The sequence below is a fragment of the Aquamicrobium soli genome (genome assembly GCF_042646345.1).
Classification (GTDB): Bacteria; Pseudomonadota; Alphaproteobacteria; order Rhizobiales; family Rhizobiaceae; genus Mesorhizobium; species Mesorhizobium soli_A.
Genome location: NZ_JBHRTK010000022.1, coordinates 190,279 through 215,038 on the forward strand (window position 1 = coordinate 190,279; position 24,760 = coordinate 215,038).

The 24,760-nt window shown below is 65.3% G+C and carries 23 protein-coding genes; 17 read left to right on the top strand and 6 right to left on the bottom strand.

Annotation, left to right across the window (positions count from 1 at the left end; all coding sequences use genetic code 11):
• Positions 1-106 precede the first annotated feature (106 nt).
• The 12 genes from murB (at position 107) to ACFOHJ_RS19645 (ending at position 14,474) form a co-directional block, all read left to right on the top strand.
• Complete coding sequence (gene murB, locus ACFOHJ_RS19590) at positions 107-1,075, top strand: UDP-N-acetylmuramate dehydrogenase (RefSeq protein WP_378223706.1); 969 nt, start codon at positions 107-109, stop codon at positions 1,073-1,075.
• Positions 1,076-1,331: 256 nt separating this feature from the next.
• Positions 1,332-2,258 (top strand): D-alanine--D-alanine ligase, encoded by a 927-nt coding sequence (locus tag ACFOHJ_RS19595; RefSeq protein WP_378223708.1) that lies wholly within the window; start codon positions 1,332-1,334, stop codon positions 2,256-2,258.
• Positions 2,246-3,178 (top strand): cell division protein FtsQ/DivIB, encoded by a 933-nt coding sequence (locus ACFOHJ_RS19600; RefSeq protein ID WP_378223711.1) that lies wholly within the window; start codon positions 2,246-2,248, stop codon positions 3,176-3,178. The genes ACFOHJ_RS19595 and ACFOHJ_RS19600 overlap by 13 nt, the downstream gene beginning before the upstream one ends.
• Positions 3,175-4,476 (top strand): cell division protein FtsA, encoded by a 1,302-nt coding sequence (gene ftsA, locus ACFOHJ_RS19605; RefSeq protein WP_378223712.1) that lies wholly within the window; start codon positions 3,175-3,177, stop codon positions 4,474-4,476. Before ACFOHJ_RS19600 ends, ftsA begins: the two co-directional genes overlap by 4 nt.
• A gap of 68 nt (positions 4,477-4,544) precedes the next feature.
• Positions 4,545-6,242: a cell division protein FtsZ gene (gene ftsZ / locus ACFOHJ_RS19610; RefSeq protein ID WP_378223715.1), complete on the top strand. Its 1,698-nt coding sequence runs from the start codon at positions 4,545-4,547 to the stop codon at positions 6,240-6,242.
• A 270-nt stretch (positions 6,243-6,512) separates the two neighbouring features.
• A complete protein-coding gene (lpxC, locus tag ACFOHJ_RS19615) occupies positions 6,513-7,466 on the top strand; it encodes a UDP-3-O-acyl-N-acetylglucosamine deacetylase (RefSeq protein ID WP_378223717.1) in 954 nt (317 codons plus the stop codon).
• 223 nt (positions 7,467-7,689) lie between these two features.
• Positions 7,690-8,559 carry an outer membrane protein assembly factor BamD gene (locus tag ACFOHJ_RS19620; RefSeq protein ID WP_378223720.1) on the top strand — a complete coding sequence of 290 codons (870 nt, stop codon included), beginning with the start codon at positions 7,690-7,692 and terminating at the stop codon, positions 8,557-8,559.
• Between the two features lie 6 nt (positions 8,560-8,565).
• Positions 8,566-10,242, top strand: coding sequence for a DNA repair protein RecN (gene recN / locus ACFOHJ_RS19625; protein WP_378223723.1), 1,677 nt, complete (start codon positions 8,566-8,568; stop codon positions 10,240-10,242).
• 229 nt (positions 10,243-10,471) lie between these two features.
• A complete protein-coding gene (gene ligA / locus ACFOHJ_RS19630; RefSeq protein ID WP_378223725.1) occupies positions 10,472-12,622 on the top strand; it encodes an NAD-dependent DNA ligase LigA in 2,151 nt (716 codons plus the stop codon).
• Between the two features lies 1 nt (position 12,623).
• On the top strand, positions 12,624-13,313 hold the full coding sequence (locus tag ACFOHJ_RS19635; protein WP_378223727.1) for a DUF2461 domain-containing protein: 690 nt from the start codon (positions 12,624-12,626) through the stop codon (positions 13,311-13,313).
• A 139-nt stretch (positions 13,314-13,452) separates the two neighbouring features.
• Complete coding sequence (locus ACFOHJ_RS19640) at positions 13,453-14,181, top strand: AzlC family ABC transporter permease (protein WP_378223730.1); 729 nt, start codon at positions 13,453-13,455, stop codon at positions 14,179-14,181.
• Positions 14,178-14,474 (top strand): AzlD family protein, encoded by a 297-nt coding sequence (locus ACFOHJ_RS19645; RefSeq protein ID WP_378223733.1) that lies wholly within the window; start codon positions 14,178-14,180, stop codon positions 14,472-14,474. The genes ACFOHJ_RS19640 and ACFOHJ_RS19645 overlap by 4 nt, the downstream gene beginning before the upstream one ends.
• A 4-nt stretch (positions 14,475-14,478) precedes the next feature.
• Here the strand turns inward: ACFOHJ_RS19645 and ACFOHJ_RS19650 are convergent, their stop codons facing one another.
• The 3 genes from ACFOHJ_RS19650 to ACFOHJ_RS19660 form a co-directional block, all read right to left on the bottom strand.
• Entirely contained in the window at positions 14,479-16,317 is a 1,839-nt protein-coding gene (locus tag ACFOHJ_RS19650; RefSeq protein WP_378223736.1) for an aminopeptidase P family protein, read from the bottom strand.
• Positions 16,318-16,402: 85 nt separating this feature from the next.
• Positions 16,403-17,278: a 50S ribosomal protein L11 methyltransferase gene (locus ACFOHJ_RS19655; protein ID WP_378223739.1), complete on the bottom strand. Its 876-nt coding sequence runs from the start codon at positions 17,276-17,278 to the stop codon at positions 16,403-16,405.
• A gap of 17 nt (positions 17,279-17,295) precedes the next feature.
• On the bottom strand, positions 17,296-17,874 hold the full coding sequence (locus ACFOHJ_RS19660) for an SCO family protein (protein WP_378223741.1): 579 nt from the start codon (positions 17,872-17,874) through the stop codon (positions 17,296-17,298).
• Between the two features lie 251 nt (positions 17,875-18,125).
• On the opposite strand from ACFOHJ_RS19660, the gene ACFOHJ_RS19665 reads away from it, so the two are divergent.
• The 3 genes from ACFOHJ_RS19665 (at position 18,126) to ACFOHJ_RS19675 (ending at position 20,071) form a co-directional block, all read left to right on the top strand.
• Positions 18,126-18,845: a sulfotransferase family protein gene (locus ACFOHJ_RS19665; protein ID WP_378223744.1), complete on the top strand. Its 720-nt coding sequence runs from the start codon at positions 18,126-18,128 to the stop codon at positions 18,843-18,845.
• Positions 18,846-18,897: 52 nt separating this feature from the next.
• On the top strand, positions 18,898-19,536 hold the full coding sequence (locus tag ACFOHJ_RS19670; protein WP_378223746.1) for a DapH/DapD/GlmU-related protein: 639 nt from the start codon (positions 18,898-18,900) through the stop codon (positions 19,534-19,536).
• Positions 19,537-19,723: 187 nt separating this feature from the next.
• Positions 19,724-20,071: a hypothetical protein gene (locus ACFOHJ_RS19675; protein WP_378223749.1), complete on the top strand. Its 348-nt coding sequence runs from the start codon at positions 19,724-19,726 to the stop codon at positions 20,069-20,071.
• Between the two features lie 65 nt (positions 20,072-20,136).
• Here ACFOHJ_RS19675 and ACFOHJ_RS19680 read toward each other — a convergent pair whose 3' ends face one another.
• Complete coding sequence (locus tag ACFOHJ_RS19680; RefSeq protein WP_378223752.1) at positions 20,137-21,285, bottom strand: hypothetical protein; 1,149 nt, start codon at positions 21,283-21,285, stop codon at positions 20,137-20,139.
• A 312-nt stretch (positions 21,286-21,597) separates the two neighbouring features.
• On the opposite strand from ACFOHJ_RS19680, the gene ACFOHJ_RS19685 reads away from it, so the two are divergent.
• Together ACFOHJ_RS19685 and ACFOHJ_RS19690 are read left to right on the top strand one after the other, a co-directional pair.
• Positions 21,598-22,026 carry a low affinity iron permease family protein gene (locus tag ACFOHJ_RS19685; protein ID WP_378223755.1) on the top strand — a complete coding sequence of 143 codons (429 nt, stop codon included), beginning with the start codon at positions 21,598-21,600 and terminating at the stop codon, positions 22,024-22,026.
• Between the two features lie 83 nt (positions 22,027-22,109).
• On the top strand, positions 22,110-22,403 hold the full coding sequence (locus ACFOHJ_RS19690) for a hypothetical protein (RefSeq protein ID WP_378223758.1): 294 nt from the start codon (positions 22,110-22,112) through the stop codon (positions 22,401-22,403).
• Between the two features lie 12 nt (positions 22,404-22,415).
• On the opposite strand, the gene ACFOHJ_RS19695 is transcribed toward ACFOHJ_RS19690, so the two are convergent.
• Both ACFOHJ_RS19695 and ACFOHJ_RS19700 read right to left on the bottom strand, forming a co-directional pair.
• Positions 22,416-22,988 (bottom strand): TMEM175 family protein, encoded by a 573-nt coding sequence (locus ACFOHJ_RS19695; RefSeq protein ID WP_378223761.1) that lies wholly within the window; start codon positions 22,986-22,988, stop codon positions 22,416-22,418.
• 24 nt (positions 22,989-23,012) lie between these two features.
• Positions 23,013-24,347 carry a DUF2778 domain-containing protein gene (locus ACFOHJ_RS19700; RefSeq protein ID WP_378223763.1) on the bottom strand — a complete coding sequence of 445 codons (1,335 nt, stop codon included), beginning with the start codon at positions 24,345-24,347 and terminating at the stop codon, positions 23,013-23,015.
• Positions 24,348-24,760 lie beyond the last annotated feature (413 nt).

The following is a 24,760-nucleotide window of genomic DNA, read 5'->3' on the forward strand; positions in this document are numbered from 1 at the left end:
CCTCCCCACAAGGGGGAGGGGAACTTGGCGGGCACCTTTGCGAATACCCCTCCCCCTTGTGGGAAGAGGTGAAGGGTGGGGGTATGGCCTCGCGCGGAGCCTTGTCATGACGACGCGCGGTGAAAAGCTTCTTGCCTCGCTGGGCGACAGGCTCTCGGGCCTGCGCGGGCGCATCACGGTCGATGCCGAGATGGACAAGATCACCTGGTTCCGCGCCGGTGGCCTGGCCGACGCGCTGTTCCAGCCGGCCGACGAGGACGACCTTGCCGCCTTCCTGAAGGCGGTTCCGCATGAGCTGCCGCTGACCGTCGTCGGCATCGGCTCCAACCTTTTGGTGCGCGACGGCGGTATCGAGGGTTTCGTGGTGCGGCTTTCGGCCAAGGGCTTTGGCGACGCCGCGGTGGTTGCGCCAAACAGGATCCGGGCCGGGGCGGCGCTGCCCGACAAGCGGCTCGCGGCGGTCGCCTATGAAGCCGGTATCGGCGGCTTCCATTTCTACCACGGCATTCCGGGCGCCATCGGCGGCGCGCTGCGCATGAATGCCGGCGCCAACGGCGTCGAAACGCGCGAGCGCGTGGTCGAGGTGCATGCGCTCGACCGCCAGGGCAAGCGCCATGTGCTGAGCAACGCCGACATGGGCTATGCCTACCGCCACTCGGCGGCGCCGGACAACTTCATTTTCACCTCGGCGGTGTTCGAGGGATTCGCGGAAGACAAGGAAGCGATCAAGGCGGCGATGGATGCGGTCCAGCATCACCGCGAGACCGTGCAGCCGATCCGCGAAAAGACCGGCGGCTCCACCTTCAAGAACCCGGAAGGCACGTCGGCCTGGAAAGTGATCGATGAGGCCGGCTGCCGCGGCCTGATGGTGGGCGCGGCACAAATGTCGCCGATGCATTGCAACTTCATGATCAACACCGGCGCGGCCACCGGATACGAACTCGAATATCTGGGCGAGACGGTGCGGGCCCGGGTGCTGGAGAATTCCGGTATCCGCCTGCACTGGGAGATCAGGCGCATCGGGACTTTCCGGCCCGGCCATGCCGTGCAGGAATTTCTCGGCCAGCTACTTTAGCCACAGCGACCGGCAATCGGCCGGAACGAGCGAGCCGGTCACTTTTTTCGACGAAAAGTCGCTAAAGTGAATCATCTGGAATCATAGGCACTTGTCACGGAATCAACTCTCTGATTCTCTGGCCTAAAGCGTTTCCTGATTTGAGTCGCAACGGGCCGCAAAGCGCGTTTTCCGTCTGGGGGGTAACCTGCCGGGAGACTCGGACTCACTTCTCGGAAATGGAGCGATGGCCCGCCGCAAGAGGGGATGACGGGAGATGAAAGACAAGCACGTTGCCGTCCTCATGGGTGGTTTTTCTTCCGAAAGGCCCGTGTCGCTCTCTTCGGGAAATGCTTGCGCTGCTGCCCTGGAGGAAGTCGGCTACAAGGTGACCCGGGTCGATGTCGGCCGCCACGTCGGTTCCGTGCTTCTCGCGCTCAAGCCTGATGTTTGCTTCAACGCCTTGCATGGCCCCTTCGGCGAGGATGGGACCATCCAGGGCATCCTCGAATACCTGGCCATTCCCTATACGCACTCGGGTGTGCTGGCTTCGGCGCTGGCCATGAACAAGGAGCAGGCCAAGAAGGTGGCCAAGGATGCCGGCATTCCGGTTGCGGAATCCAAGATCATCGACCGCTTCGCCGTCGGCGCCAAGCATCCGATGAAGCCGCCCTATGTCGTCAAGCCGGTGAACGAGGGGTCGAGCTTCGGCGTGGTGATCGTGCAGGAAGGGCAGACGCATCCGCCGCAGATCGTTTCCTCGCCCGAGTGGAAATATGGCGAGCGGGTCATGGTGGAGCGCTACGTGCACGGGCGCGAGCTGACCTGCGCGGTGATGGGCGATGTGGCGCTTGGCGTCACCGAGATCATTCCGACCGGCCATTCCTTCTACGATTACGATTCAAAATACGTCGCGGGCGGATCAAAGCACGAATGTCCGGCAAAAATTTCACCGAATATTTACCAAAAAATACAAACACTGGCGCTCAAGGCTCACCAAGCGATCGGCTGTCGGGGCGTCTCCCGGTCTGACTTCCGCTACGATGACCGCCATTCCGAAAATGGCGAGCTCATCTGGCTCGAAATCAATACCCAGCCCGGCATGACGCCGACTTCGCTGGTGCCCGAGATTGCTGCCGAGGCAGGACATTCGTTCGGTGATTTGTTGAGTTGGATGGTGGAGGACGCGTCTTGTCTGCGGTGAGATGGGGTCGACATGGCGGGAGGGGTGCGAGGGTGGCCAACCCGTATCCGTCGTTCGGCCATTTCGTCCTGCCGCGCTGGCTGCGCCGGCCGGCGCGCATGGTCGCGCATTTCGGCCGTGGCGACTTCGTGCCGCCGCGCTTCGCCGCGACCCTCGTCAGTGCCGCCCTGCTGGGCTCGAGCGGCGCCTATGGCGCCTATCTCGGCGGGCACATGGACAGCATCGTCCAGGGCTTTACCGCGCGCACCGGTTTCGCCGTCGACCAGATCAAGGTTGTCGGCAATCGCGAGACTTCCGAAATCGATATTCTCGGCAGCCTCGAGCTCGACGGCTGGACTTCTTTGATCGGCTTCGATGTCGACGCCGCTCGTGACCGGGTTGCTTCGCTTCCCTGGGTCGAGAGCGCCACGGTGCGCAAGATCTACCCGCATACGCTGGAAGTGCGCGTCGAGGAGCGCCAGGCCTTCGCCTTGTGGCAGAGCGGCGACAAGCTTTCCGTCATCGAGCGCTCCGGGCGTGTGATCGCTCCGTATTCGGGCGGCAAGCAGGCGCTGTTGCCGCTGTTCGTCAGTGCCGATGTTCCGCTCGGTGCGCCCGACCTTTTGGCCAAGATGGACAAGTTCCCTGACCTCGCTTCGCGGGTGAAGGGCTATGTCAGCATCGGCGGCCGGCGCTGGGACGTGAAGATGCTCAACGGCGTGACCGTCAAGCTGCCGGAAGCGGGTGTGGACAAGGCCATCGCCTCGCTCGCCGGTTTCGAGGACAAGGACGGGATCCTGGAGCGGGATATCCTTTCCATCGACATGCGTTTTCCCGACCGGCTCGTCGTCCAGTTGTCGCCGGAGGCGAACAGCGCGCGCCAGGCGGCGCTGCTCGATGCCTCGAAAGCTGCCCAGCGCAAGAAAGAGACGAAGATATGAGCTGGCTCGGCGTCCAGGATTCCGCGCATCGCTCCGGCATCGTCACGGTGCTGGATGTCGGCTCGAGCAAGGTCTGCTGCGTGGTGGCGAAGTTGAAGCCGTGTGAGGACGGCAAGCTGCTGCGCGGCCGTTCGCACCGCATTCATGTAATCGGCATCGGCCATCAGAAATCCGAAGGCGTGAAGTCGGGCGTGGTGATCGACCTCGACCGCGCCGAGCATGCCATTCGCCTTGCCGTCGACGCGGCCGAGCGCATGGCCGGACTGACAGTGGATTCGCTGATCGTCAACATGACCGCCGGGCGGCTGAAGAGCGAAAGCTTTGCCGCAACGATCAATCTCGGCGGCCACGAGGCTGGCGAGGGCGACGTCAGGCGCGTGCTCGCCGCCGGTGCCAAGCAGGCGCTGAAGGCCGAGCGCGAGGTCGTTCATTCTCTGCCCGTCGGCTTTTCGCTGGACGGCGAGCGGGGCGTGCGCGACCCGCGCGGCATGGTCGGCGACGCGCTGGGCGTCGACATGCATGTGGTGACCGGCGATTCGGCGCCGATGCGCAACCTCGAACTCGCCATCAACCGCTCGCACCTGTCGGTCGAGCGCATGGTGGCGACGCCCTATGCCAGTGGCCTGGCGGCGCTGGTCGACGACGAACTGGAAATGGGGGCCGCCTGCATCGACATGGGCGGCGGCACCACCACGATTTCGGTATTCAACGAAGGCAAGTTCATCCATGCCGATGCGATCGCGATCGGCGGCAACCATGTCACGCTCGACCTTGCCAAGGGGCTGTCGACCTCGATCTCGGCGGCCGAACGCCTCAAGGTCATGCACGGGTCGGCCCTGCCGGGCAGCGCCGACGACCGCGACCTCGTCTCCATCCAGCCGATCGGCGACGAAAGCGACGTCGCCCAGCAGGTACCGCGTGCGATGATGACGCGCATCATCCGCGCCCGCGTCGAAGAGACGCTGGAGTTGCTGCGCGAGCGAATCAACAAGTCGGGCTATGGCGGCCTGGTCGGAAAGAGGGTGGTCCTGACGGGTGGCGCCAGCCAGCTTGCGGGCCTTCCGGAAGCCGCGCGCCGGATACTCGGGCGCAATGTGCGCATCGGCCGTCCGCTCGGTGTCGCGGGCCTGCCCGAAGCTGCCAAGGGGCCGGCCTTCTCGGTGCCGGTCGGGCTTCTGATCTATCCGCAGGTGGCGGCCTTCGAAAGCCGCCCGGCGCAGGGAATGGCCCGTTTCGCGATGACGGGCACGGGTGGGCGACTGCACCGTATGAGTGAGTGGTTGAGAGACAGTTTTTAGTTTTCAGGGGACAGCCCCATAGGCGGCCGCGACGGCGAAGCGGCGGGAAAGGCAAAGGACGAGGACAAATGGCAATCAATCTGCAAAAGCCGGACATCACCGAGCTGAAGCCCCGCATCACCGTGTTCGGTGTCGGCGGCGGCGGCGGCAACGCTGTCAACAACATGATCACCGCCGGCTTGCGCGGGGTCGAGTTCGTCGTGGCCAACACGGACGCGCAGGCGCTCACCATGTCGAAGGCCGAGCGGCTGATCCAGCTCGGCGCGCATGTGACGGAAGGGCTCGGCGCCGGCTCGCAGCCGGAAGTAGGCCGTGCGGCGGCTGAGGAATGCCTCGACGAGATCGTCGACCACCTGTCCAACACCCATATGTGCTTCGTCACCGCCGGCATGGGCGGCGGCACCGGCACCGGTGCTGCCCCGGTGGTCGCCCGCGCCGCGCGCGAAAAGGGCATCCTCACCGTCGGCGTGGTCACCAAGCCGTTCCACTTCGAAGGCCAGCGCCGCATGAAGACGGCGGACCTCGGCATCGAGGAACTGCAGAAGTGCGTCGATACCCTCATCGTCATCCCGAACCAGAACCTGTTCCGGCTGGCCAACGACAAGACCACCTTCGCCGACGCCTTCGCGATGGCCGACCAGGTGCTCTATTCGGGCGTCGCCTGCATCACCGACCTGATGGTCAAGGAAGGCCTCATCAACCTCGATTTCGCCGACGTGCGCTCGGTCATGCGCGAGATGGGCAAGGCGATGATGGGTACCGGCGAGGCTTCCGGCGAGGGCAGGGCGATGGCCGCGGCCGAAGCCGCGATCGCCAACCCGCTGCTCGACGAAACCTCGATGAAGGGCGCCAAGGGCCTGCTGATCTCCATCACCGGCGGTCGCGACCTCACCCTGTTCGAGGTTGACGAGGCCGCGACCCGCATCCGCGAGGAGGTCGACCAGGACGCCAACATCATCCTCGGCGCCACCTTCGACGAGGAACTGGAAGGCGTCATCCGGGTTTCGGTCGTCGCCACCGGCATCGACAAGTCGGCCGAGCAGATCGCGGCCGCCCCCATCGCCATCCGCGCGCCGCAGCCGCAGGCCAAGCCGGCGCAACAGCAGCCGCAGCAGCGTCCGGCGGTGGCCGCCGAGGCCCGCCCGGCAGCACCCGTGCACCAGCCGATCCACGAGCAGCGCGCGCACGATCCGGTCGCCGAGGCGATCCGCCTTGCGGAAGCCAACGCCGCCGAAATGGCGCAGGCTCGTCCCGCGCCGGTCGCCCATCACGAGGAGGACGACTTCCGCCCCGTGAACAAGCTGTTCCAGGCACCGCCGGCCCAGCCGCAGCCCTTCGCCGCCGCGCAGCAGGTGGTGCAGCAGCACGCCGCGCCGCGTGAAATGCCGCAGCAGCAGCCGGTAGCGGCCGCCCCGCGCATGCCCCGCGTCGAGGATTTCCCGCCGCAGGTGAAGGCCGAGGTGGAGGCCAAGGCGCATCCGGTCGACCACGAGGATCGCGGCCCGATGGGCCTGCTCAAGCGCCTGACCAACGGGCTTACCCGCCGCGAGGAGGAGCCCGCCCGCCTGGAGCCGGCGCATCCGCGCGAGCCGCGCCTGCGCCAGGTCGCGCCGGAAGCCCGCCGCCTTGCCGCGCACGACGCCCAGCTCTACGCGCCGCGCCGTGGCCAACTGGACGACCACGGTCGACTTGCCGCGCAGCCGCGCCCGAGCCAGGAAGAGGATCAGCTGGAGATTCCGGCGTTCCTTCGCCGGCAAGCTAACTGAGCTGTTAACAACCTGTAATATTCCTTAACGGGCAGGCGGGAAACCGCCTGCCCGTTAACCGTTTTATCCCTGTTAAAACAAAGGGTTGGATATTTCGTCGACACCGATCTTCCGTAACATCAGGAAAGAAAGCGTGATTTGGAGACTCGCCCCGGCGTTATTATCTTCGCTGCCGTCAATGCCGGCTGTCGGGCTTCGCGGGGGAAGGGCTCAGTTGCTGGAAATAAGGCCATGGCGGCGGGTCCGGAGAAACGGGCCGTGGACCGTGGCATGTGGGGTTTTATCTTGCTCGATCATCAGACGACACTGAAATCGCGTGTGACGCTGACTGGCGTCGGCGTGCATAGCGGCAGAGAGGTCACGGCGCATTTCCTTCCCGCCGACGCCGATACCGGTATCGTCTTTCATGTACCGGACCGGAACGGGACGGTGCGCGAACTGCCGGCGCTGGTGTCCGAGGTGGGCGCCACCGACTTGTGCACCATGCTCGGCGATCCCGCGGGCCAGCATATCGCGACGGTCGAGCACCTGATGGCCTCGCTTTTCGGGCTCGGCATCGACAATCTGGTCGTCGAGATCGACGGCAACGAAGTGCCGATCCTCGACGGCAGCGCGGAAATGTTCGTGGAAGCCTTCGACCGGGTCGGCCTGGAAACGCTTGCGGTCAAGCGCCGCTACATCCGCGTGCTGAAGACGGTGCGGATCGAGAACGGCGCGTCGTGGGCGGAGTTCAGGCCCTATCTCGGCACGCGCTTCGAGGTCGAGATCGATTTCGAAAGCCCGGCCATCGGACGCCAGGCCTTTTCCTCCGACATGACCGCCGAGGTTTTCCGCCGCGATATTTCGCGGTCGCGCACGTTCGGCTTCATGAAGGACGTGGAGCGGCTGTGGGCGGCCGGCTACGCGCTCGGCTCCTCGCTGGAGAATTCGCTGGTGATCGGCCACGACAACCGCATCATCAATATCGGCGGCCTGCGCTATCCGAACGAGTTCGCGCGCCACAAGACGCTGGACGCCATGGGCGACTTGGCGCTGGCCGGGGCGCGCTTCATCGGCTGTTTCCGCTCCTATCGCGGCGGGCACCGCCTGAACGCGGCGGCGTTGCGCCGCCTGTTGTCGGATCGCTCGGCCTTCGAGGTCGTGGAGACGACACGGCGGGGTGGTGGCCGTCCGCTTGAGATCAGCGCGGTCGGCACGCCGGTTTACGCCCCCTGGGTGATCTAAGCCTGTTTCTGCGGTTCGTCGCCGGCGCCAGGACCTGTCGCCGGCTTCGGGCGGTTGTGGCAATAATGCATCACTGAACGCCGAAATGGCTGCGCTGGGGCGGCATTCGCCCGGTGTCACAAAAATGCGCGATTGCCCCCCGATAGCGTTGCCGCGTGGGGCGGTTATGGGCTATGGCTGCGTGCCGACGACGAAAATGGCGCCGAGAGGGCAAAACCGGATCATGTTTTTTTCACGAACGGGTCGATTGAAACTATCGGCCAAGCCGGCATTTGTGGCGCTGTCCGTCCTTGCCGCCCCTCTTGTCCTGTCGGCCTGCATGTCTTCCGAAAAGGACATCGACCTGTCGACCTATGTCGACAAGACCGAACCGGCCGACGTGCTCTACAACCAGGGCCTCGCCAACCTGAACGCCGGGCGCCTGCAGGAGGCGAGCCGCAAGTTCGAGGCGGTGGACAAGCAGCACCCCTATTCGGAATTCGCCCGCAAATCGATGGTGATGGGCGCCTTCGCCAATTACCGCCAGGGCAACTACGAGGAAGCGATCGGCTCGGCCAAGCGCTACCTGACGCTCTATCCCACGACCGATGACGCGGCCTATGCGCAGTATATCATCGGCCTCAGCTATTACCGCCAGATTCGCGACGTCACGCAGGACCAGAAGGAAGCGCGCCAGACCTTGCAGACCATGCAGGAACTGGTGACGCGCTGGCCCGATTCGGAATATGTCGAGGATGCCAAGGCCAAGATGCGCTTTGCCACCGACCAGTTGGCCGGCAAGGAAATGCAGATCGGCCGCTACTATCTTGAGCGGCGCGAATATATCGCCGCCATCAAGCGTTTCCGCAACGTCGTGGAGAACTACTCCAACACCCGGCACGTCGAGGAAGCCTTGTCGAGGCTGGTCGAAGCCTATTACGCGCTGGGCCTGACCGACGAGGCGCAGACGGCCGCCGCCGTGCTCGGCCACAACTATCCCGACAGTCCGTGGTACAAGGATTCCTACAAGCTGCTGCAAAGCGGCGGACTGGCGCCCCGCGAAAACGCCGGCTCGTGGATTTCCAAGGCCGGGAAGCTGATCACCGGCGCCTGACGGCCAATGCTCGCCAGGCTGTCGATCCGCGATATCGTCCTGATCGAGAGGCTGGACATCGATTTTTCGTCCGGCCTTTCCGTGCTGACCGGCGAGACGGGCGCGGGCAAGTCCATTCTTCTCGACGCCTTGTCGCTGGCGCTGGGCGCGCGCGGCGATGCCTCGCTGGTGCGCCATGGCGCGACGCAGGGGCAGGTGACGGCAGTGTTCGACGTGCCGCAGAACCACCCGGCACGCGCCCTGCTTGCCGAAAATGCCATTGACGACGACGGCGACATCATCCTGCGCCGGTTGCAGACGGCGGACGGGCGCACCCGCGTCTTCGTCAACGACCAGCCGGCAAGTGTCTCGCTGATGCGCGACATCGGCCACGCGCTGGTGGAAATCCATGGCCAGCACGACGAGCGGGCGCTGGTCGATCCGGCGGCGCACCGCGATCTGCTCGACGCCTTCGGCAGCCACGTGGGGGCGGCGCGCTCGACGGCGGAAGCCTGGCGCTTCTGGCGCGCGGCCGAGCAGGAGTTGGCTCGCCACCGCGCCAAGGTGGAGGCCGCGGCGCGCGAGGCCGATTATTTGCGCGCCTCGGTTGCCGAACTGATCAAGCTCGACCCGCAGCCGGGCGAGGAGACGGATCTTGCCGAATTGCGCGCGGCGATGATGCGCGCCGAGAAGATCGCCGCGGAGATACAGGACGCGCAGGACGTGCTTTCCGGCCCGGCCTCGCCGCTGCCGCAACTGGCGAGCCTGCTGCGGCGCCTGCAACGCAAGGTGACGGATGCGCCCGGTCTGCTCGACGAGGTGGTCAAGTCGCTGGACGAGGCCATGCTCTCGCTCGACGCCGCCCAGTCGGGCGTGGAAGCGGCCCTGCGTGCGGCGGAATATGATCCGCAGCGGCTGGAAAAGGCCGAGGAGCGGCTGTTTTCGCTGCGCGCGGCCTCGCGTAAATATTCCGTCGCCGTCGACGACCTCGCGCAGTTGCGCGATGCGATGTCGGCCGACCTTGCCGACCTCGATGCCGGCGAGGGCAAGCTGCATGAGCTGGAGAAGCAGGCTGCGGCGGCGCGCGACGGCTACGACGCCTCGGCCGCGCATCTGTCGGACTTGCGCCACGCCGCGGCACTCGGGCTTGCCAAGGCGGTGATGGCGGAACTGCCGGCCCTCAAGCTGGAACGCGCCGAGTTCATCGTCAATTTTGCCAGCGAGCCCGACAACCGGATGGAAGAGGGCATCGACAGCGTCGAGTTCTGGGTGCGCACCAACCCCGGCACGCGGCCCGGCCCGATGATGAAGGTCGCTTCCGGCGGCGAGCTTTCCCGGTTCCTCCTGGCGCTCAAGGTGGCGCTGGCCGATCGCGGCTCTGCGCCGACCCTCGTGTTCGACGAGATCGACACCGGCGTCGGCGGCGCCGTGGCCGACGCCATCGGCCAGCGGCTGTCGCGCCTGTCGCAGCGCGTGCAGGTGCTTTCGGTCACCCACGCGCCGCAGGTGGCGGCGCGGGCGGCGACACATTTCCTGATTTCCAAGACGGGCGGCGCCGACCGGGTTGCGACCGGCATCGCCGAGATGGACATGGCCGCGCGGCAAGAGGAGATCGCCCGCATGCTGGCCGGTGCCACCATCACCGTCGAGGCGCGGGCCGCGGCCGAGCGGCTGCTTCGGGAAAATACCGCCGCCGCCTCCTGAGCGGGACGGCCTTTCCATCATAAAATGATTCAGGAGATGGCAGCAGCGCGCTGTTCTCCTGCGGTTTTTTCCTGCCGCCTATCGCGCGGAGACGGGTTCTGGCTATAGGCTGCAGCTTGCCTTGCGCATGTCTTGCCCCGAAACCGCTGCGCATTTTGCGGGAGACATGCGGCAAGTGCCCCGCCGCCAAATCTGGTTTATGGTGCGGCCGAATCCGTGGGACCGAAACATGCCTGAGCAAAGCGTCGACAGCCTGACCATCGAGCAAGCCGCCGCCGAACTGGAGCGGCTGGCGAAAGAGATCGCCGGGCACGATCGGCGCTACTATGCCGAGGATGCGCCGACGGTTTCCGACGCCGAGTACGACGCGTTGCGCATTCGCAATGCCGAGATAGAGGCGCGTTTTCCTGAACTGGTGCGGGCGGATTCGCCTTCGCACAAGGTCGGGACGGCGCCTTCCGGCACCTTCGGCAAGGTCGTTCATGCCGTGCCGATGCTGTCGCTGGACAACGTCTTTTCCGACGAAGACGTGCGCGATTTCGTGGCCAGCGTGCGCCGCTTCCTCGCCTTCCCGGCGGAGCGGGAGATCGTCTTCACGGCCGAGCCGAAGATCGACGGGCTTTCCATGTCGTTGCGCTACGAGAACCGCCGCCTGGTGAGTGCCGCGACGCGGGGCGACGGCACCACCGGCGAGAACGTTACCGCCAACATCCGCACCATCGGCGAAATCCCCGAGACGTTGCCGGAGGATGCCCCGGACGTGGTGGAGGTGCGCGGCGAGGTCTATATGCGCCGCGACGACTTTTTCGCGCTCCAGGCGCGGCTGGCCGAGAGCGGCCAGTCGATCGCCAATCCGCGCAATGGGGCCGCCGGCAGCCTGCGCCAGAAGGACCCGGAGGTGACGCGCACGCGGCCGCTGCGCTTCTTCGCCTATGCCTGGGGCGAGGTCAGCGCGCCGCTTGGCGAGACGCAGTTCGAGATCGTCAAGCGCTTCGGCCGCTGGGGTTTTCCGGTCAACGACCGCATGGTGCGCTGCCGCACCATTGAGGAGATTCTTGCGCACTACCATGGCATCGAAGCCGAGCGCGCCGAGATTGCCTATGACATCGATGGCGTCGTCTACAAGGTCGACCGGCTCGACCTGCAGGAGCGGCTGGGCTTCCGCTCGCGCAGCCCGCGCTGGGCGACCGCGCACAAATTCGCCGCCGAGAAGGCGATGACGATCCTGAACGGCATCGATATCCAGGTCGGCCGCACCGGCGCGCTGACGCCGGTGGCGCGGCTGGAGCCGGTCACCGTCGGCGGTGTCGTGGTCACCAACGCCACCTTGCACAATGAGGATTACATCAAGGGCATCGGCAACAGCGGCCAGCCGATCCGCGACGGCCGCGACATCCGGGTCGGCGATACCGTCATCATCCAGCGTGCCGGCGACGTCATTCCGCAAATCCTCGACATCATTCCGGAAAAACGTCCGGCCGACAGCGTTGCCTATGAATTCCCGCATCTTTGCCCGGCCTGTGGCAGCCATGCGGTGCGCGAGGAAGGCGAGGCGGTGCGGCGCTGCACCGGCGGCCTGATCTGCCCGGCGCAGGCGGTGGAGCGGCTGCGCCACTTCGTTTCGCGCAACGCCTTCGACATCGAGGGATTGGGCGAAAAGCAGATCGAGTTCTTCTTCAATGCCGAGGACGAGGCGCTGCGTATCCAGTCGCCGGCCGACATTTTCACGCTGAAGGCGCGGCAGGCGTCGTCGCTGACCAAGCTGGAAAACATCGACGGTTTCGGCGCGACCTCGGTGCGCAAGCTGTTTGCGGCCATCGACGAGCGGCGCCGGATCGCCTTTTCGCGCTTCCTGTTCGGGCTTGGCATCCGCCACATCGGCGAAACCAACGCCAAGCGCATCGCCCGCCATTTCATCGCCTTCGATGCCTTCCGAAAGGCGGGCGAGGGCGCCGTCATGCCCGAAGGCAAGGGCGATCCCGGCAATGCCGCCTGGCAGGAACTGAACGGCATCAATGGCATCGGCGGGGTGGTCGCCGAGGCGGTGGTGGAATTCTTCGGCGAGGCGCATAACCAGGAGGTCCTCGACGCGCTGCTGGCGGAAGTGACGCCGCTCGACGAGGAGCGCGTCGGGTTGGTGGAAACTCCGGTTTCCGGCAAGACCGTGGTGTTCACCGGGGCGCTCGAGAAGATGTCGCGCGACGAGGCCAAGGCGATGGCCGAGAAGCTGGGCGCCAAGGTGGCCGGTTCGGTGTCGAAGAAGACCGACCTGGTGGTGGCGGGACCGGGGGCCGGCTCCAAGCTCAAGCAGGCCACGGAGCTCGGTATCGAGGTGATCGACGAGGACGGCTGGTTCGCGCTGGTCGGCAGGCAGGCCTGACATGGCCGGTTTCGCGGGCTTCGGCGAAAAGGCCATACCGTTCCTCAAGGCGCTCGACTTCCACCAGAGCCGCGACTGGTTCCACGAGAACAAGGCGCTGTTCGAGAGCGAGTTGCGCGAGCCGCTGGGCGATCTCATCGAGGTCTTGACCGAGCGCTTCGGTGAGACCGGCCTGGACCTCAAGGGCGACCGCAAGAAGTCGCAGTTCCGCATCAACCGCGACGTGCGCTTTTCCAAGGACAAGCGGCCCTATACCGATCATGTCTCGGCGATCCTGTCGCCGGACGGCAGCAAGATGGAGCAGGGCGTCTTCTTCGTCTATGTCGGCCTCGACCGCTGCTTTGCTGCCGTCGCCTGGTGGAGCCCGGGGCCGGAACTGCTGCTGGCAATGCGCAAGGCGATCGTGGAAAAGCCGGAGGCTTTCCGGGCGATGGTTGCGGCGCTGGCCGGGAACAGACTGGAAATCGGCACGGAAGGGCAATTGAAGCGGGTGCCGCGCGGGTTCGAGGCGGTGGCGGAACCGGACCTTGCCGCAGCCGTCCGCAACCGGCACTTCGTCGTTCGCCGGGAGATCGACCCGGCTGCCATCCAGCGGCCTGATCTGGTCGAAACGCTGGTCGACTTCGCCGTCCGGGCAAAGCCTCTGCTCGATTGGGGCAGGACGATCGAAGGCCGGCTGCCGCGCCGATAGATGGCGTGCGAACAATCATTTTTCTTGATCGCTTGGGCCAATCGAATTCGTGTGACAGGGTGCGGCGCGCTGCCTACATAGCGCCCTTGGTGAAAAGCATCGCGCCCGGTACGGCAGTCGGCGGATGCAAGGAGCGCATATGGCGTTGGATGCGGTATCGGAAGGCTCGCCGGCAAGCGAGTTCTGGAACGGCGCACGGCTGAGCATACCGGTCGTGGTGGCCGCCGGCCCATTCGCCATGCTGTTCGGTGCGCTTGCCATGGACAACGGCTTTTCGGTCTTCGAAGCGGTGCTGATGAGCGCCGCCATCTTCGGCGGCGCCAGCCAGATGGTCGGCATCGAACTGTTCGGGCACCATGTCGCGCCGTGGTTGATCGTGCTTTCGATCTTCGCGGTGAATTTCCGCCATGTGCTCTATTCCGCCGCCATTGGCCGGCATCTGGCGCACTGGCCGCGCATGCAGCAGGTCGCCGGCTATTTCCTGCTGACGGATCCGCAATATGCGATTGCCGAGAGCCGGGCGCTAAGCGGCCGCAAGGTCGGCTTCGTCTGGTATATGGGCGGGGCGCTGTCGGTCTATGTTTCCTGGGTGTTCCTGACGCTGCTGGGGGCGCTGTTCGGCAGGCTGATCCCAGATACCACCGCCATCGGCATGGATTTCCTGCTGCCGATCTATTTCCTCGGCCTCGTCATGGAATTCCGCAAACGGCCTTTGTGGCTGCCCGTGGTCGCCGTCAGCGCGGTCGCCTCGATCGTCGCCTACAAGATCGTCGGCTCGCCCTGGCACGTTACCCTCGGCGCGCTGGCCGGCATCCTTCTGGCGGTCATCCTGCCGCCGCACCACAGCGGCGTCGGAGAACGGCCATGAGCACCACCTTCTGGATCATCATTGCCGGCGCGGTCGCGACCTATTTCACCCGCATCGGCGGCCACCTGATCCTGTCGCGGTTCAATACCATCCATCCGCGCGTCGAGGCGGGCCTCAACGCCGTGCCGGCGGCGGTGCTGACGACGCTGGTCGCGCCGGCCGTGCTGACCGCCGGCCCGGCCGAATGGGCGGCTCTTGCCGTGACGGCGCTGGCTTCGCTGCGCGGCGGGCTGATGACGATGTTCCTGGCCGGCGTGGCGGCGCTGATCCTGTGCCGCCAGTTCGTATCCTGACAGCTTAGCCGGCGGCGGGCAGCGGCGCGCAGGCCTTTTCCAGCCAGGCCAGCGTTTCGCCGTCCAGCATCGGGCCGATCTCGCCCAGCACGCGGGCGTGGTAGGCGTCGAGCCACTGGGCCTCGTCGGCGGTCAGCAGGTCGGGGCGGATCATCCGCCTGTCGATGGGCGCCAGCGTCAGCGTCTCGAAGCCGTGCATGGCGATGTCGCCGCCCCTGATCGCCTCGGCCGGCGTCACCAGGATCAGGTTCTCGATGCGGATGCCGTAGGCGCCTTCCTTGTAGTAGCCGGGCTCGTTGGAAAGCATCATGCCCTGCAGCAGCTTCTCGGTGCCGGTGCGGGCGATGCGCTGTGGCCCCTCATGCACGGCGAGGTAGGAGCCGACGCCGTGGCCGGTGCCGTGGGCGAAGTCGCAGCCATGCTTCCACAGCGCCATGCGCGCCACCGCGTCGATCTCCGAGCCGCGCGTGCCGGCCGGGAAGCGCAGCGTGGAAATGCCGATCATGCCTTTCAGCACCAGCGTGAAGCGCTCGCGCATTTCCTCGGTCGGGCGGCCGACCGGAACGGTGCGGGTGATGTCGGTCGTCCCGTCCTGGTACTGCGCGCCGGAATCCAGCAGGAACAGTTCGCCGTCGCCGAGCGTGCGGCTGGTGGCGCGCGAAACGCGATAATGCATGATCGCGCCGTTGGGGCCGGCGCCGGAAATGGTGTCGAAGGAAACGTCGCGCAGCGGCATCTGCGTCTCCTCGCCGGTGGCGCGGCGGCATTCCTCCAGTTTGGTGACCACCGCGATCTCGTCCAGCGAACCGGGCTTCTGCCGCTCCAGCCAGCACAAAAGCTTGGCGACGGCGGCCCCGTCGCGGCGATGGGCGGCGCGTGAGCCGGCGATCTCAGCCGCGTTCTTGGTGGCACGCGGGATGCGCGCCGGATCGGCGGCCTCGACGACGGTGCCGCCGTTTTCTTCGACCAGCATCCGCAGCTTCTCGGCGGCAAGTACCGGATCGAGCGCGATCTTCGCGCCGGCCTTGGCCAGATCGGCGATGGCCGTCTCGAATTCGCCGGGCGCACGCAGCCCGGTCAACTGGGTGAGGTAGGCCTTCACTTCGCGGGAGAACTTGCGCTCGTCCATGAACAGAAGGTGGTTGCCGTCGGCGGCGAGTACCGCGAAACCGAGCGCCAGCGGCGTATGCGGCACGTCGCGGCCGCGAATGTTGAGGGTCCAGGCGATGGAGGAGGGGTCGGTCAGCACGGCGTGGGTCGCGCCCTCCTTGCCGATCACCGCCGCCAGCCTCGCGAGCTTGTCCCTGGCCAGTTCGCCGGCAAAGGCGATGGGATGGATTTCGACCGGCTCCAGAGGCGGTTCCGGCTGGTCGTCCCAGATGGCGTCGACGGCATTGCGATCCAGCGCCACCAGCGCAGCGCCAGCCTTGTCGGCGGCGGCTTTCAGGGCCCTGGCTTCGCTCAGCGTATGCAGCCAGGGATCGAAACCGAGCCGCGTTCCCCTGACCAGATTTTCCCTGATCCACGACGACGGCGGGTTGTCGACAAGGCTTTCGATGGCGAACACGTCGAGGTCGACTTCCTTGCGCACCTGCAAGGCATAGCGGCCGTCGACGAAGACGAAGGCCCGGTCCTTGAGCACGATGGCGACGCCGGCCGATCCGGAAAAACCGGTCAGCCATTTCAGGCGCGCGGCGCGGGCCGGGACATATTCGCCCTGGTGCTCGTCGGCGCGCGGCACGATGAAGCCGTCCAGCCCTTGCCCCGCCAGCCACTCGCGCAGTTTCGCCACGCGCGGCTTGCCGACGGAGGGGTCGCCGGCGGAATCGAATGTCTGGAACATGAAAAATGCCTTTGCCGATAGGATCGGCGCGAAATTAGCCGCCCGGCCGGCGGCTGACAATCGGCGGCATGTGGGCCAGCGGCGCTTACCGCTTCAGGTGGATCGTCACCCAGCCGTCGAGGTGGGTGGTGCGGACGTGCCGGAAGCCTGCCGCGAGATAGGCGGCGACGACCGCCGGTTCCTGCCGGTCGAGGATGCCGGACAGGATCAGCGACCCGCCTTCCTTCACATGTGCCGCCATGTCGGGTGCGATCTCGATCAACGGCCCGGCAAGGATATTGGCGACGATGAGGTCGAACGGGCGACGCCTGGCGAAGACCGGATGGTCGAAGCCGGTGGCCGTCACCGTCTCGACGCGCTTCGATACGCCGTTCAGCGCCACGTTCGCTGCCGCCACCTCGACGGCCACCGGGTCGATGTCGGTCGCCAGCACCGGAATGTCCGCGATCCTGGCCAGCGCGATGGCGAGCACGGCGCTGCCGGTGCCGAGGTCGAGCGCGTTCTTCGGCTGTTCGGCGGTGACCACGTTTTCCAGCATTTCCAGGCAGCCGGCGGTGGTGCCATGGTGACCGGTGCCGAAAGCGAGGCCGGCCTCGATCTCGATGGCGATGTCGCCGTCCTGCCGCTGGTCGCGGTCATGGGCGCCATGGACGAAAAAGCGGCCGGCGCGCACCGGCTTCAGCCCTTCGAGCGATCGCGTCACCCAGTCGACGTCGGGCAGCACTTCCCGCTCGATCGGAACGGAAAGCGAGAGGTCGGCCAGGATGGTCTTGATCCGACCCTCGACCGAGTTGACCTCGCCGGCATCGGCGTAAAGCGAGACCTCGTGGATGTCGCGCTCCTCGTCGATCTCGACGATCGCCAGCGGCAGGCCGTCGTCCTCGAACGCCGGTTCCAGTGCGGCGTAGGCGCGCTCCGCCTCCGCCTTGCGCGTCGTGAAGTGGAGCCTTGTCTGCGTCATGGCCGGTGGCGCTTTCGTCAACCCTGGGAAGCCAGCCGTTTCAGCTTGGCGATGGCGGTGTCGGGGTTCTCGCCATAGGCGATCGTGCCAGCAAAGTCACCGTTGGCTTTCAGCAAAAGAACCGATGCAGTGTGGTCCATGGTGTAGTCGCCGTCGCCGGTATCGACCTTCTTCCAGTAGATGCCGAACGATTTCGCCATGGCGTGGACTTTTTCCGGGTCGCCGGAGATGCCGACGATGCGGTCGGAGAAATTGGAAATGTAGGTTTTCATCACCTCGGGCGTGTCGCGCTCCGGGTCGACGGAGACGAAGTAGGCGCGCAGGTTCTTGCCGTCGTCGCCGAGATTCTTCAGCCAGCCGGACAGTTCGAGCAGCGTGGTCGGGCACACTTCCGGGCAATGGGTGAAGCCGAAGAAAATGACGCTCGGCTGGCCGCGGAAGGCCGCCTCGGTGATCGGCTGGTCGTTCTGGTCGGTCAGGGTGAACGGCGCGCCGAACGGTTCGCCGCCATAGTGGCCCCGATACCAGTCGAAGGACAGCCAGCCGATGCCGGCGGCCATCAGGACGAGAATGCCGATCAGGATGGAACGCATCATGGATTAGGTCCGTGGTAGGCGGTCCGGCGACGTCAATGGACGACGGCCGGAAGACGTGTGGTGGAGGCGAGGGCCGACAGGCCTGGGCCGCTTTTCATGGCCGCGATCTTATCGCCTCCGCCGGGCGCGCGCAAAGGCGGTCCATTGCCGCAAGGCGCCAACGTCACGCATGGCTGTTCCAATGCATGGACAGGGGTTATGCGCTTGCATACTGTGCAACACAGTGGGCCACGAAGGTGGAGGGGACAGTCATGCAGCGCGTCGTTCGGCGGCTTGTTCCGAAGCCGAAATCGTCCGTATTCATCTGCGGCTGCGGCCATACCGGATCGAGCCTGTTGGCCCGGATACTGGCTGCCCATCCGTCCGTGTTCAGTTTTCCCTACGAGACGGGCGCCTTTGACTGGAACGGGCGCTCGAAATGGTACAGGGCGGCCTCAGCCCTGGCCCAGGTGGCCCTGTCAGGGCGCGATATCTGGGTCGAGAAGAGTCCAAGCCACATCCATCACACGGACAAGATCCGGACTTGGCTGCCGAATGCGCAGTTCATCGTCACGACGCGTGACGGCCGCGACGTCGTCGCTTCGCTGGGAAAGCGCTACGGGGATTTCGAGGTTTCGTTCAAGCGGTGGCTGAGAGACAGCAAGGCGTCGAGGCTTTGCCTGGAAGAGCAGCCCAGCGTGCTGTGGCGCTACGAGGATTTCATCGACGATCCGAGCGATTCATTGGCCGCGCTGTGCGGCTTCATCGGCGTGCCGTTCGAGCCCGACATGCTCGATTACCACAACAAGCCGGTCACCTGGGGGCGCTCCCGTCGAACCCAGGACGCCCATGCGCTGAAGCGCCGGGCGCAGGTGAACGAACCGATCCGGGATTTCAGGGGCGCCTGGAAGGAGACGCTACCGGCGGAAGTCGAGCGGCAGTTCCATGCCGGCGAGGCGAAGGAACTGATGGCCTATTTCGGCTATGCCTGACCGCCGGCGCCCCGTGCTTGTCGCCGCAAGCGGGCTGGCGTAAAGCCACCTGATGGACCGAACCGAAGCGCCTTTGCCGAAGGATCCGCAGCCGCGCATCCACCCGACTGCCGAGTTGAAGGGGTGCCGGCTGGGCCGCTACGCCGTGATCGGCGAGCGCGTCATCCTGCGCGAGGTGAGTGTCGGCGATTTCTCCTATTTCGAGCGCCATGCCGAGGCGATCTACGCCAGTATCGGCAGGTTCTGCTCCATCGCCGCCAACAGCCGCGTCAACGCGCTTGAGCATCCGATGGAGCGGCTGACCACGCACAAGGTGAGCTACCGGCCGAACGAGTATTTCCGCTTCCTTGGCGTCGACGCCGCCTTTCGCGAGCGGCGGCAGGCGAAAAAGGTCGTCATCGGCCACGATGTCTGGATCGGCCACGGTGCGGTGGTGATGCCGGGCGTCAGCATCGGCAACGGCGCGGCGATCGGCGCCAACGCGGTGGTGACGCGGGACGTGGCCGCCTACACGATCGTGGCGGGGGCACCGGCGCGGCCGGTGCGGCGGCGGTTTTCCGAAGAAGTCGCCGCCAGGATCGAGGCGCTGGCTTGGTGGGACTGGACGCCGGAAAAGCTGGCGCAGGCCATCCCCGACATGCAGGCCCTGCCGATCGAGGCGTTTCTCGATCGCTGGGAAAACGCCGCTTGAAGAACAGGCGCCGCCAGTAACCATCTCCCTTAACGCTAACTGTTATCGTTAAGAATTGGAAAACTGGTTGTATTAACAAAATATATCTATTCTCGGTTGCATTCCATGTCTTGGGATGCGCTAATGACGATGGAGGTACGCCAAAGAAAGCAGAAGGAAACACTGTCGACATTACAGGAGAGAAGTCATGAACAAGTTCGCATTCGTACTCGCTGTTGCAGCCGTTTCTTTCTATACTGTGGGCGCCGAGGCCGGCGGTTTTGGTGGAACGACCAAGATCATCGGCGGAAACAGCGGCGTTTCGAGCGGGTTGATCAATGTCTCGCCGTCGATCGGCCTGGGGAATGTCACGGCGCTGAACAACATCCTCAGCGGCAACAATGTCTCGGGCATCCTGAGCGGCAACAAGACCAGTGTCGGCAACGGCATCCTCGGGGCGGTCGGCCTCTCGGGGCTCGGCGATACGCTGATCGGAAACAATAGCGGCTACAACAACACCAGCTACAAGCTGGGCGGCAGCAAGCACCACCGCTGACGGGAAACGCCCATGGACGGGCGAGCCCATGGGATGCGGGCAGGAGGGTGAAAATACCCTCCTGCCTATAGTTTTGCGCGCAGCCCGACGAAGGTATCGACGGTTTGCTGGCGCTCGTCGATCACCGTCTTGAACGTCCGCGAAAAATCGAGCCGCAGCACGATGGCGGTGGAGGTGGTCGCCTGGCAGGTCAGTTCGGCATAGAGGCCGCGCTTGCGCTCCACGTTCTTGAACAGGAGATTCTCCTTGGCCTCGGCGAACACGCCGCCGGCAAGCACCAGGTTCGCGCGAAGGGTTGCGGCGAATTCGAGTTCTCCGCGCTGAAGCCACGAGGCGAGAGGATCGTCGCTGTCGGCGGTCTCGAAACGGCCGACATAGGTGCCGCGCAATTCGAGGCCGTGCGGCAACTTCCTGGCGAAACTTATCTGCCATGACGGTCGCAGGCTGGCGTAGATGGCGTCGTCACCGCGCAGCATTTCGGCACCCAGCGCGGCTCCCAGCGTCGAACCGTCCGCGCCGGTGTAGGTAAACTCGCCCCGCAGCGAATATTGGGTGAGCGACAGCGCTACCAGCGGGCTTCCCAGGCGTTGGACGGAGATACGGAGCGCGGAGCCCGACGCTCCGAAAGTGAAGGGACCCACAGTTCGCGTAAGCCGCGCGCCGATCTCGGCGCGATTGCGATCGGGGTCGAGTTGCGCCGGCATCAGCAGGTCGCTCTGAAAGCGGGTGGCGCCGACCTTTTCGAAGCTGTCGGAAGCCTCGAGGATCAGCGATGTCGCGTCGCCGAGGTCGATGCCGACCTGGCCGCTGGCGGCGAAAACCTGCTTCGGCGTACGCATGCCCAGCACCAGCGGCCCGATGACGAGGTCGTCGCCTTCGCTGGAGGCGCGGTAGCTCAACGTGCCCTTGAGCTCGACGCCGGAATCCAACCGGCGAAAAGCCTGTGCGGTGAGGGCGAGGGCGCGGTCGTCCTCGATCGAGACGGTGTCGTAGCGCGTCGCCTGGAATTCCGCTGCGAGCGCCATGGAGGAATCGTCGTCCCCGGATCGCCATTCGAGCGCGCCGCGCAGCAGCGTGTACCAGTCGGCCACGGCACGGTCGCTGTCGAGCGCATTGCTGGTCCAGTGCCGTTCGAGGCTAGAGGTGGCGTGGACGCCGTTTTCGGCCATCGCCGGGGCACAAAGCTGTCCGCCGAGGAGGAAGAGCCCGACCATGGCAAGCTGCCGCCGGACTGGTCGATGGAGGGTCGTTTTTCGTTTCCACATGGGCGGGCCTCCGCGCCCAAGCCCCTCCCGCCTCGGGGGTGGCGAGACGGAAGGGGCCGGGGTACACCGCCGTGAAGCGGAAGGAGCAGGTTGTTGCCTGCACGCATACCTTCCCATATCTCTTATAAGTTTATAATTTCTGGTTGCGCAATTTCCAGTTGTGTCTGGTTGAATTCTCGACCCGAGGCATCTTCCAAGCGCATGAGCAGGGGAACCCTTATCTTCGCCGGCGGTTTAGCGTTCTTTCAGGAGCACCCGTCGATGCTAGAAAAGTCGTTTACCGCCATCGCCAACATGGTCGCTCGCGCGGCGGGCCTGCCGCTGACCTTCGCCGTCTGCGTGGCGATCGTGGTCATATGGGCGGCGAGCGGCCCGATCTTCCATTTCTCCGACACCTGGCAGCTGATCATCAACACCGGCACGACCATCGTCACCTTCCTCATGGTGTTCCTGATCCAGAACACCCAGAACCGGGACGGCGCGGCGATCCAGGCGAAGCTCGACGAATTGATCCGCGTCAGCAAGGGCCACAACCATTTCATCGGCATCGAGCACCTGACCGAGAGCGAGGTCGAGGAAATCCGCGTCCGCTGCGAGCAGGCGGCCAAGCGGCATGACGAGCAGATCGCCGAGATGGCCGCCGCCAAGGCCGTCGGGCAAAAGCGCGGCTCGAAGAAGAATGCCGCCTGAGCCGTGCGGCTGCGGCAAGGGGCGACCAGGGGTTGACGATGCTTGCCCGGCTTGCGCATGGTGCCGGCCATGGAGCGTTTTTTGTGACTGACTGGCTGGATATCCTGAAAGAGCAGACCGCTGCCGGCGACAAGATGACGACGACGGTCACCGACATGCTGGCCGATCCCGCCATCCTCGAGGAGCAGGTAAAGACCCTTTTCGATGCGCTGGAGGAGCAGGCCGATTTCGTCGAGAAGCTCAGGGTGGCGCTGGAAAAGTTCGGCTACGATTTCCCGGTCATCCAGGCGGCGGAGCGGCTGGAGGAGCGCTATGGCGATCTGGCCGCCAGCGTTGCGGAGAAATTGAAGGCGCTCCGCGTTTCGCGCGAAGATTAAGCTCCGCCGCGCTTATCCGATCTGGCGTTCGAAGCGCCGGTCGGGAATGAACCAGATGGCCGCGACCAGCACGTAAACGGCAGCGCCCAGCCACTGGTTCACGAACGAAAGCGCGATGCCGACGAGATAGAAGACGATCGAGATCTTGCCCTTGACATCCTTGCCCAGCGCCCGGGCAAAGGTGGTGCTGGCGTCATGCAGCCGGCGAAGCTGGGTAACGAGGATGGCATAGGCGATGGCACACAGAAGCAGGACGCAGCCGTAGACGGCGACGGGGGCCGACGCGAAGTGGTTCTCGCCCATGAAATCGGTCGAGATCGGCATCAGCGAAAGCCAGAACAGGAGATGCAGGTTCGCCCACAGGACACGGCCGTCGACCTGCTTCACCGTATGGAACATGTTGTGCAGGTTGTTCCAGTAGATGCCGACATAGATGAACGACAGCACGTAGCTGAGGAAAACCGGCCACATCGGCAACAGGGCGGAGAAGGTTTCGCCATGCGGCACCTTCAGTTCCAGCACCATGATGGTGATGATGATGGCGACGACGCCATCGGTGAAGGCCTCGATCCGCCCCTTGCCCATAGTCGTCCCCTCCGAGCGGTCGCGTCAGGCGCCGCTGCCGTTCTTGGCGATACGCGTGGACGAACGCGAGGAACGTCCCGGCACCACCACCATATGCTTGACCTTGCCCTGCTTGAAGGCCTTCAGGAAACGATCGTAATCGGCGAAGGCGACGCAGCCATGCGACTGGCCGGCGCGGCCGCGCAGCAGGTAGCTGTGGGCGAGGATGCCGTCGCGCCCGTACTTGTTCTTGCCGTCGACCGGCAGCATGCGGATGGCTTCCACGCCGTGGAAGCGCGATTCCCGCATCACCAGCTTGTAGGTGTTGGGAGGCGTCGGGCCGTTCATCTTCTGGTTGGCGTAGCGGGGGTCGTCGGCCATGCGGCCGATGCCGGAATGGGCTTCCAGCACCTGTCCGTCGGGCATCGTCACGGTCTGGGCGGAAATGTCGTAGACGGCGACGCCGTTGCCGGCGTTGGGGGAAGAGGAAAACAGGTTCTTGAACGCCTGGCCAATGCTCGGCGCGCCGTCGCCCGGGGCGGCGTAGGCCAGCGCCTGCTGTTCGGCTGCCTGCTGGCGCCCCGGCTTGCTCCTCGTCTGGCGGGACGGCGCGGCCTCGGCGATCGCGGCCGGCTGGCTGGTTTCCGGCTTTGGCCGGCGGGCCGGCAGCGGCGCGCTTTCCGGCACGGCTTCGAAGTCGGGGGCAGAGGCGACGTCGACCGGCCCATCGCTCATTTCGGGCGCCAGCAACGGCATTGCCGGTTCGAGCGAGGCGGTCTGTACGGGATAGTTCACATGCAGCGTACCGGAACCGGCGAGCGCCAGCGCCAGGCGCGAGGAGCGCTCGATTTCCGGGACCCTGGCGCCGAAGCGGGAAGCGGATGGGCCGTCCTGACCGGAGGCCGAGGCAAGTTGGGCCGGGTGGAAGCGATCCTTCGACGGGGCAGCCAGCGCGAACTGCGCCGCGCGAGCCTGGGCGAAGGCGGAAGCCAGTTCGACATGGGCGAGGGGAGCGCGGGCGCGCTCGAAGCGCTGCCTTGTCGCTTCCCGCGCCAGCCAGGCGGCGTCGAGATGCGCGTCAGCGACGTTCGCCGTGCGCGGCATCTTTGCCTGCTGGACGATATATTGCGAGTGCTGTTCGCAGTCGGACCGGCAGGCTCGCGGCGAGGCGGGCGCGTAGAATGCGGCTGCGAGCGCCAGCGCATCCGGCGTCGCGGCCTTGTGCGCATGCGGGGCGAAATCCGGCGGGGAGGTAAGCGAGGTGGCCAGGAAAACGAGGCCGGCAAGGGCCGTCAGCGACAGGCCGGCCATGGCCGTTCCCACCCCGGAAACGACGGCCAGACGGAGAACCCGGCCTGATACAGGCGTGGCCTGGCTCATGGCAGCGGAGTCCCCGCTGCGAGGTTCATTACGCACAAACGCCATACCAACCACTCTTTTTTTCAGCCGGCATCCGCTGACATCGCAGGCACAGGGGAGGCCCCTGCGGGCGGGCGATCATTCGTTTCCGGTTGATTCAAAGGATGGACAAAGATGGTTAACCAATCCCTGTACCGATCGCAGATTTCGGGTCCGAAGCCCGATTTTTGAAGCTCCCTCTTCCCATTCGGCAAGGCATCAAGGCCCGTCCAGGGAAGTTCCCCTGCCGGTTTTGAGCGAAAAAGTCAAGAAAAGGGGGCTGAAATAGGGGAGTAAGGCAGTAGAGCATCAGGGTTTGGAAGGGGGTATAAGTGGAAATGCCCGGCTTCGGGCCCCGTGGGGTAGGGGTTGTTCTCACGCAGGCCGTCATTCCG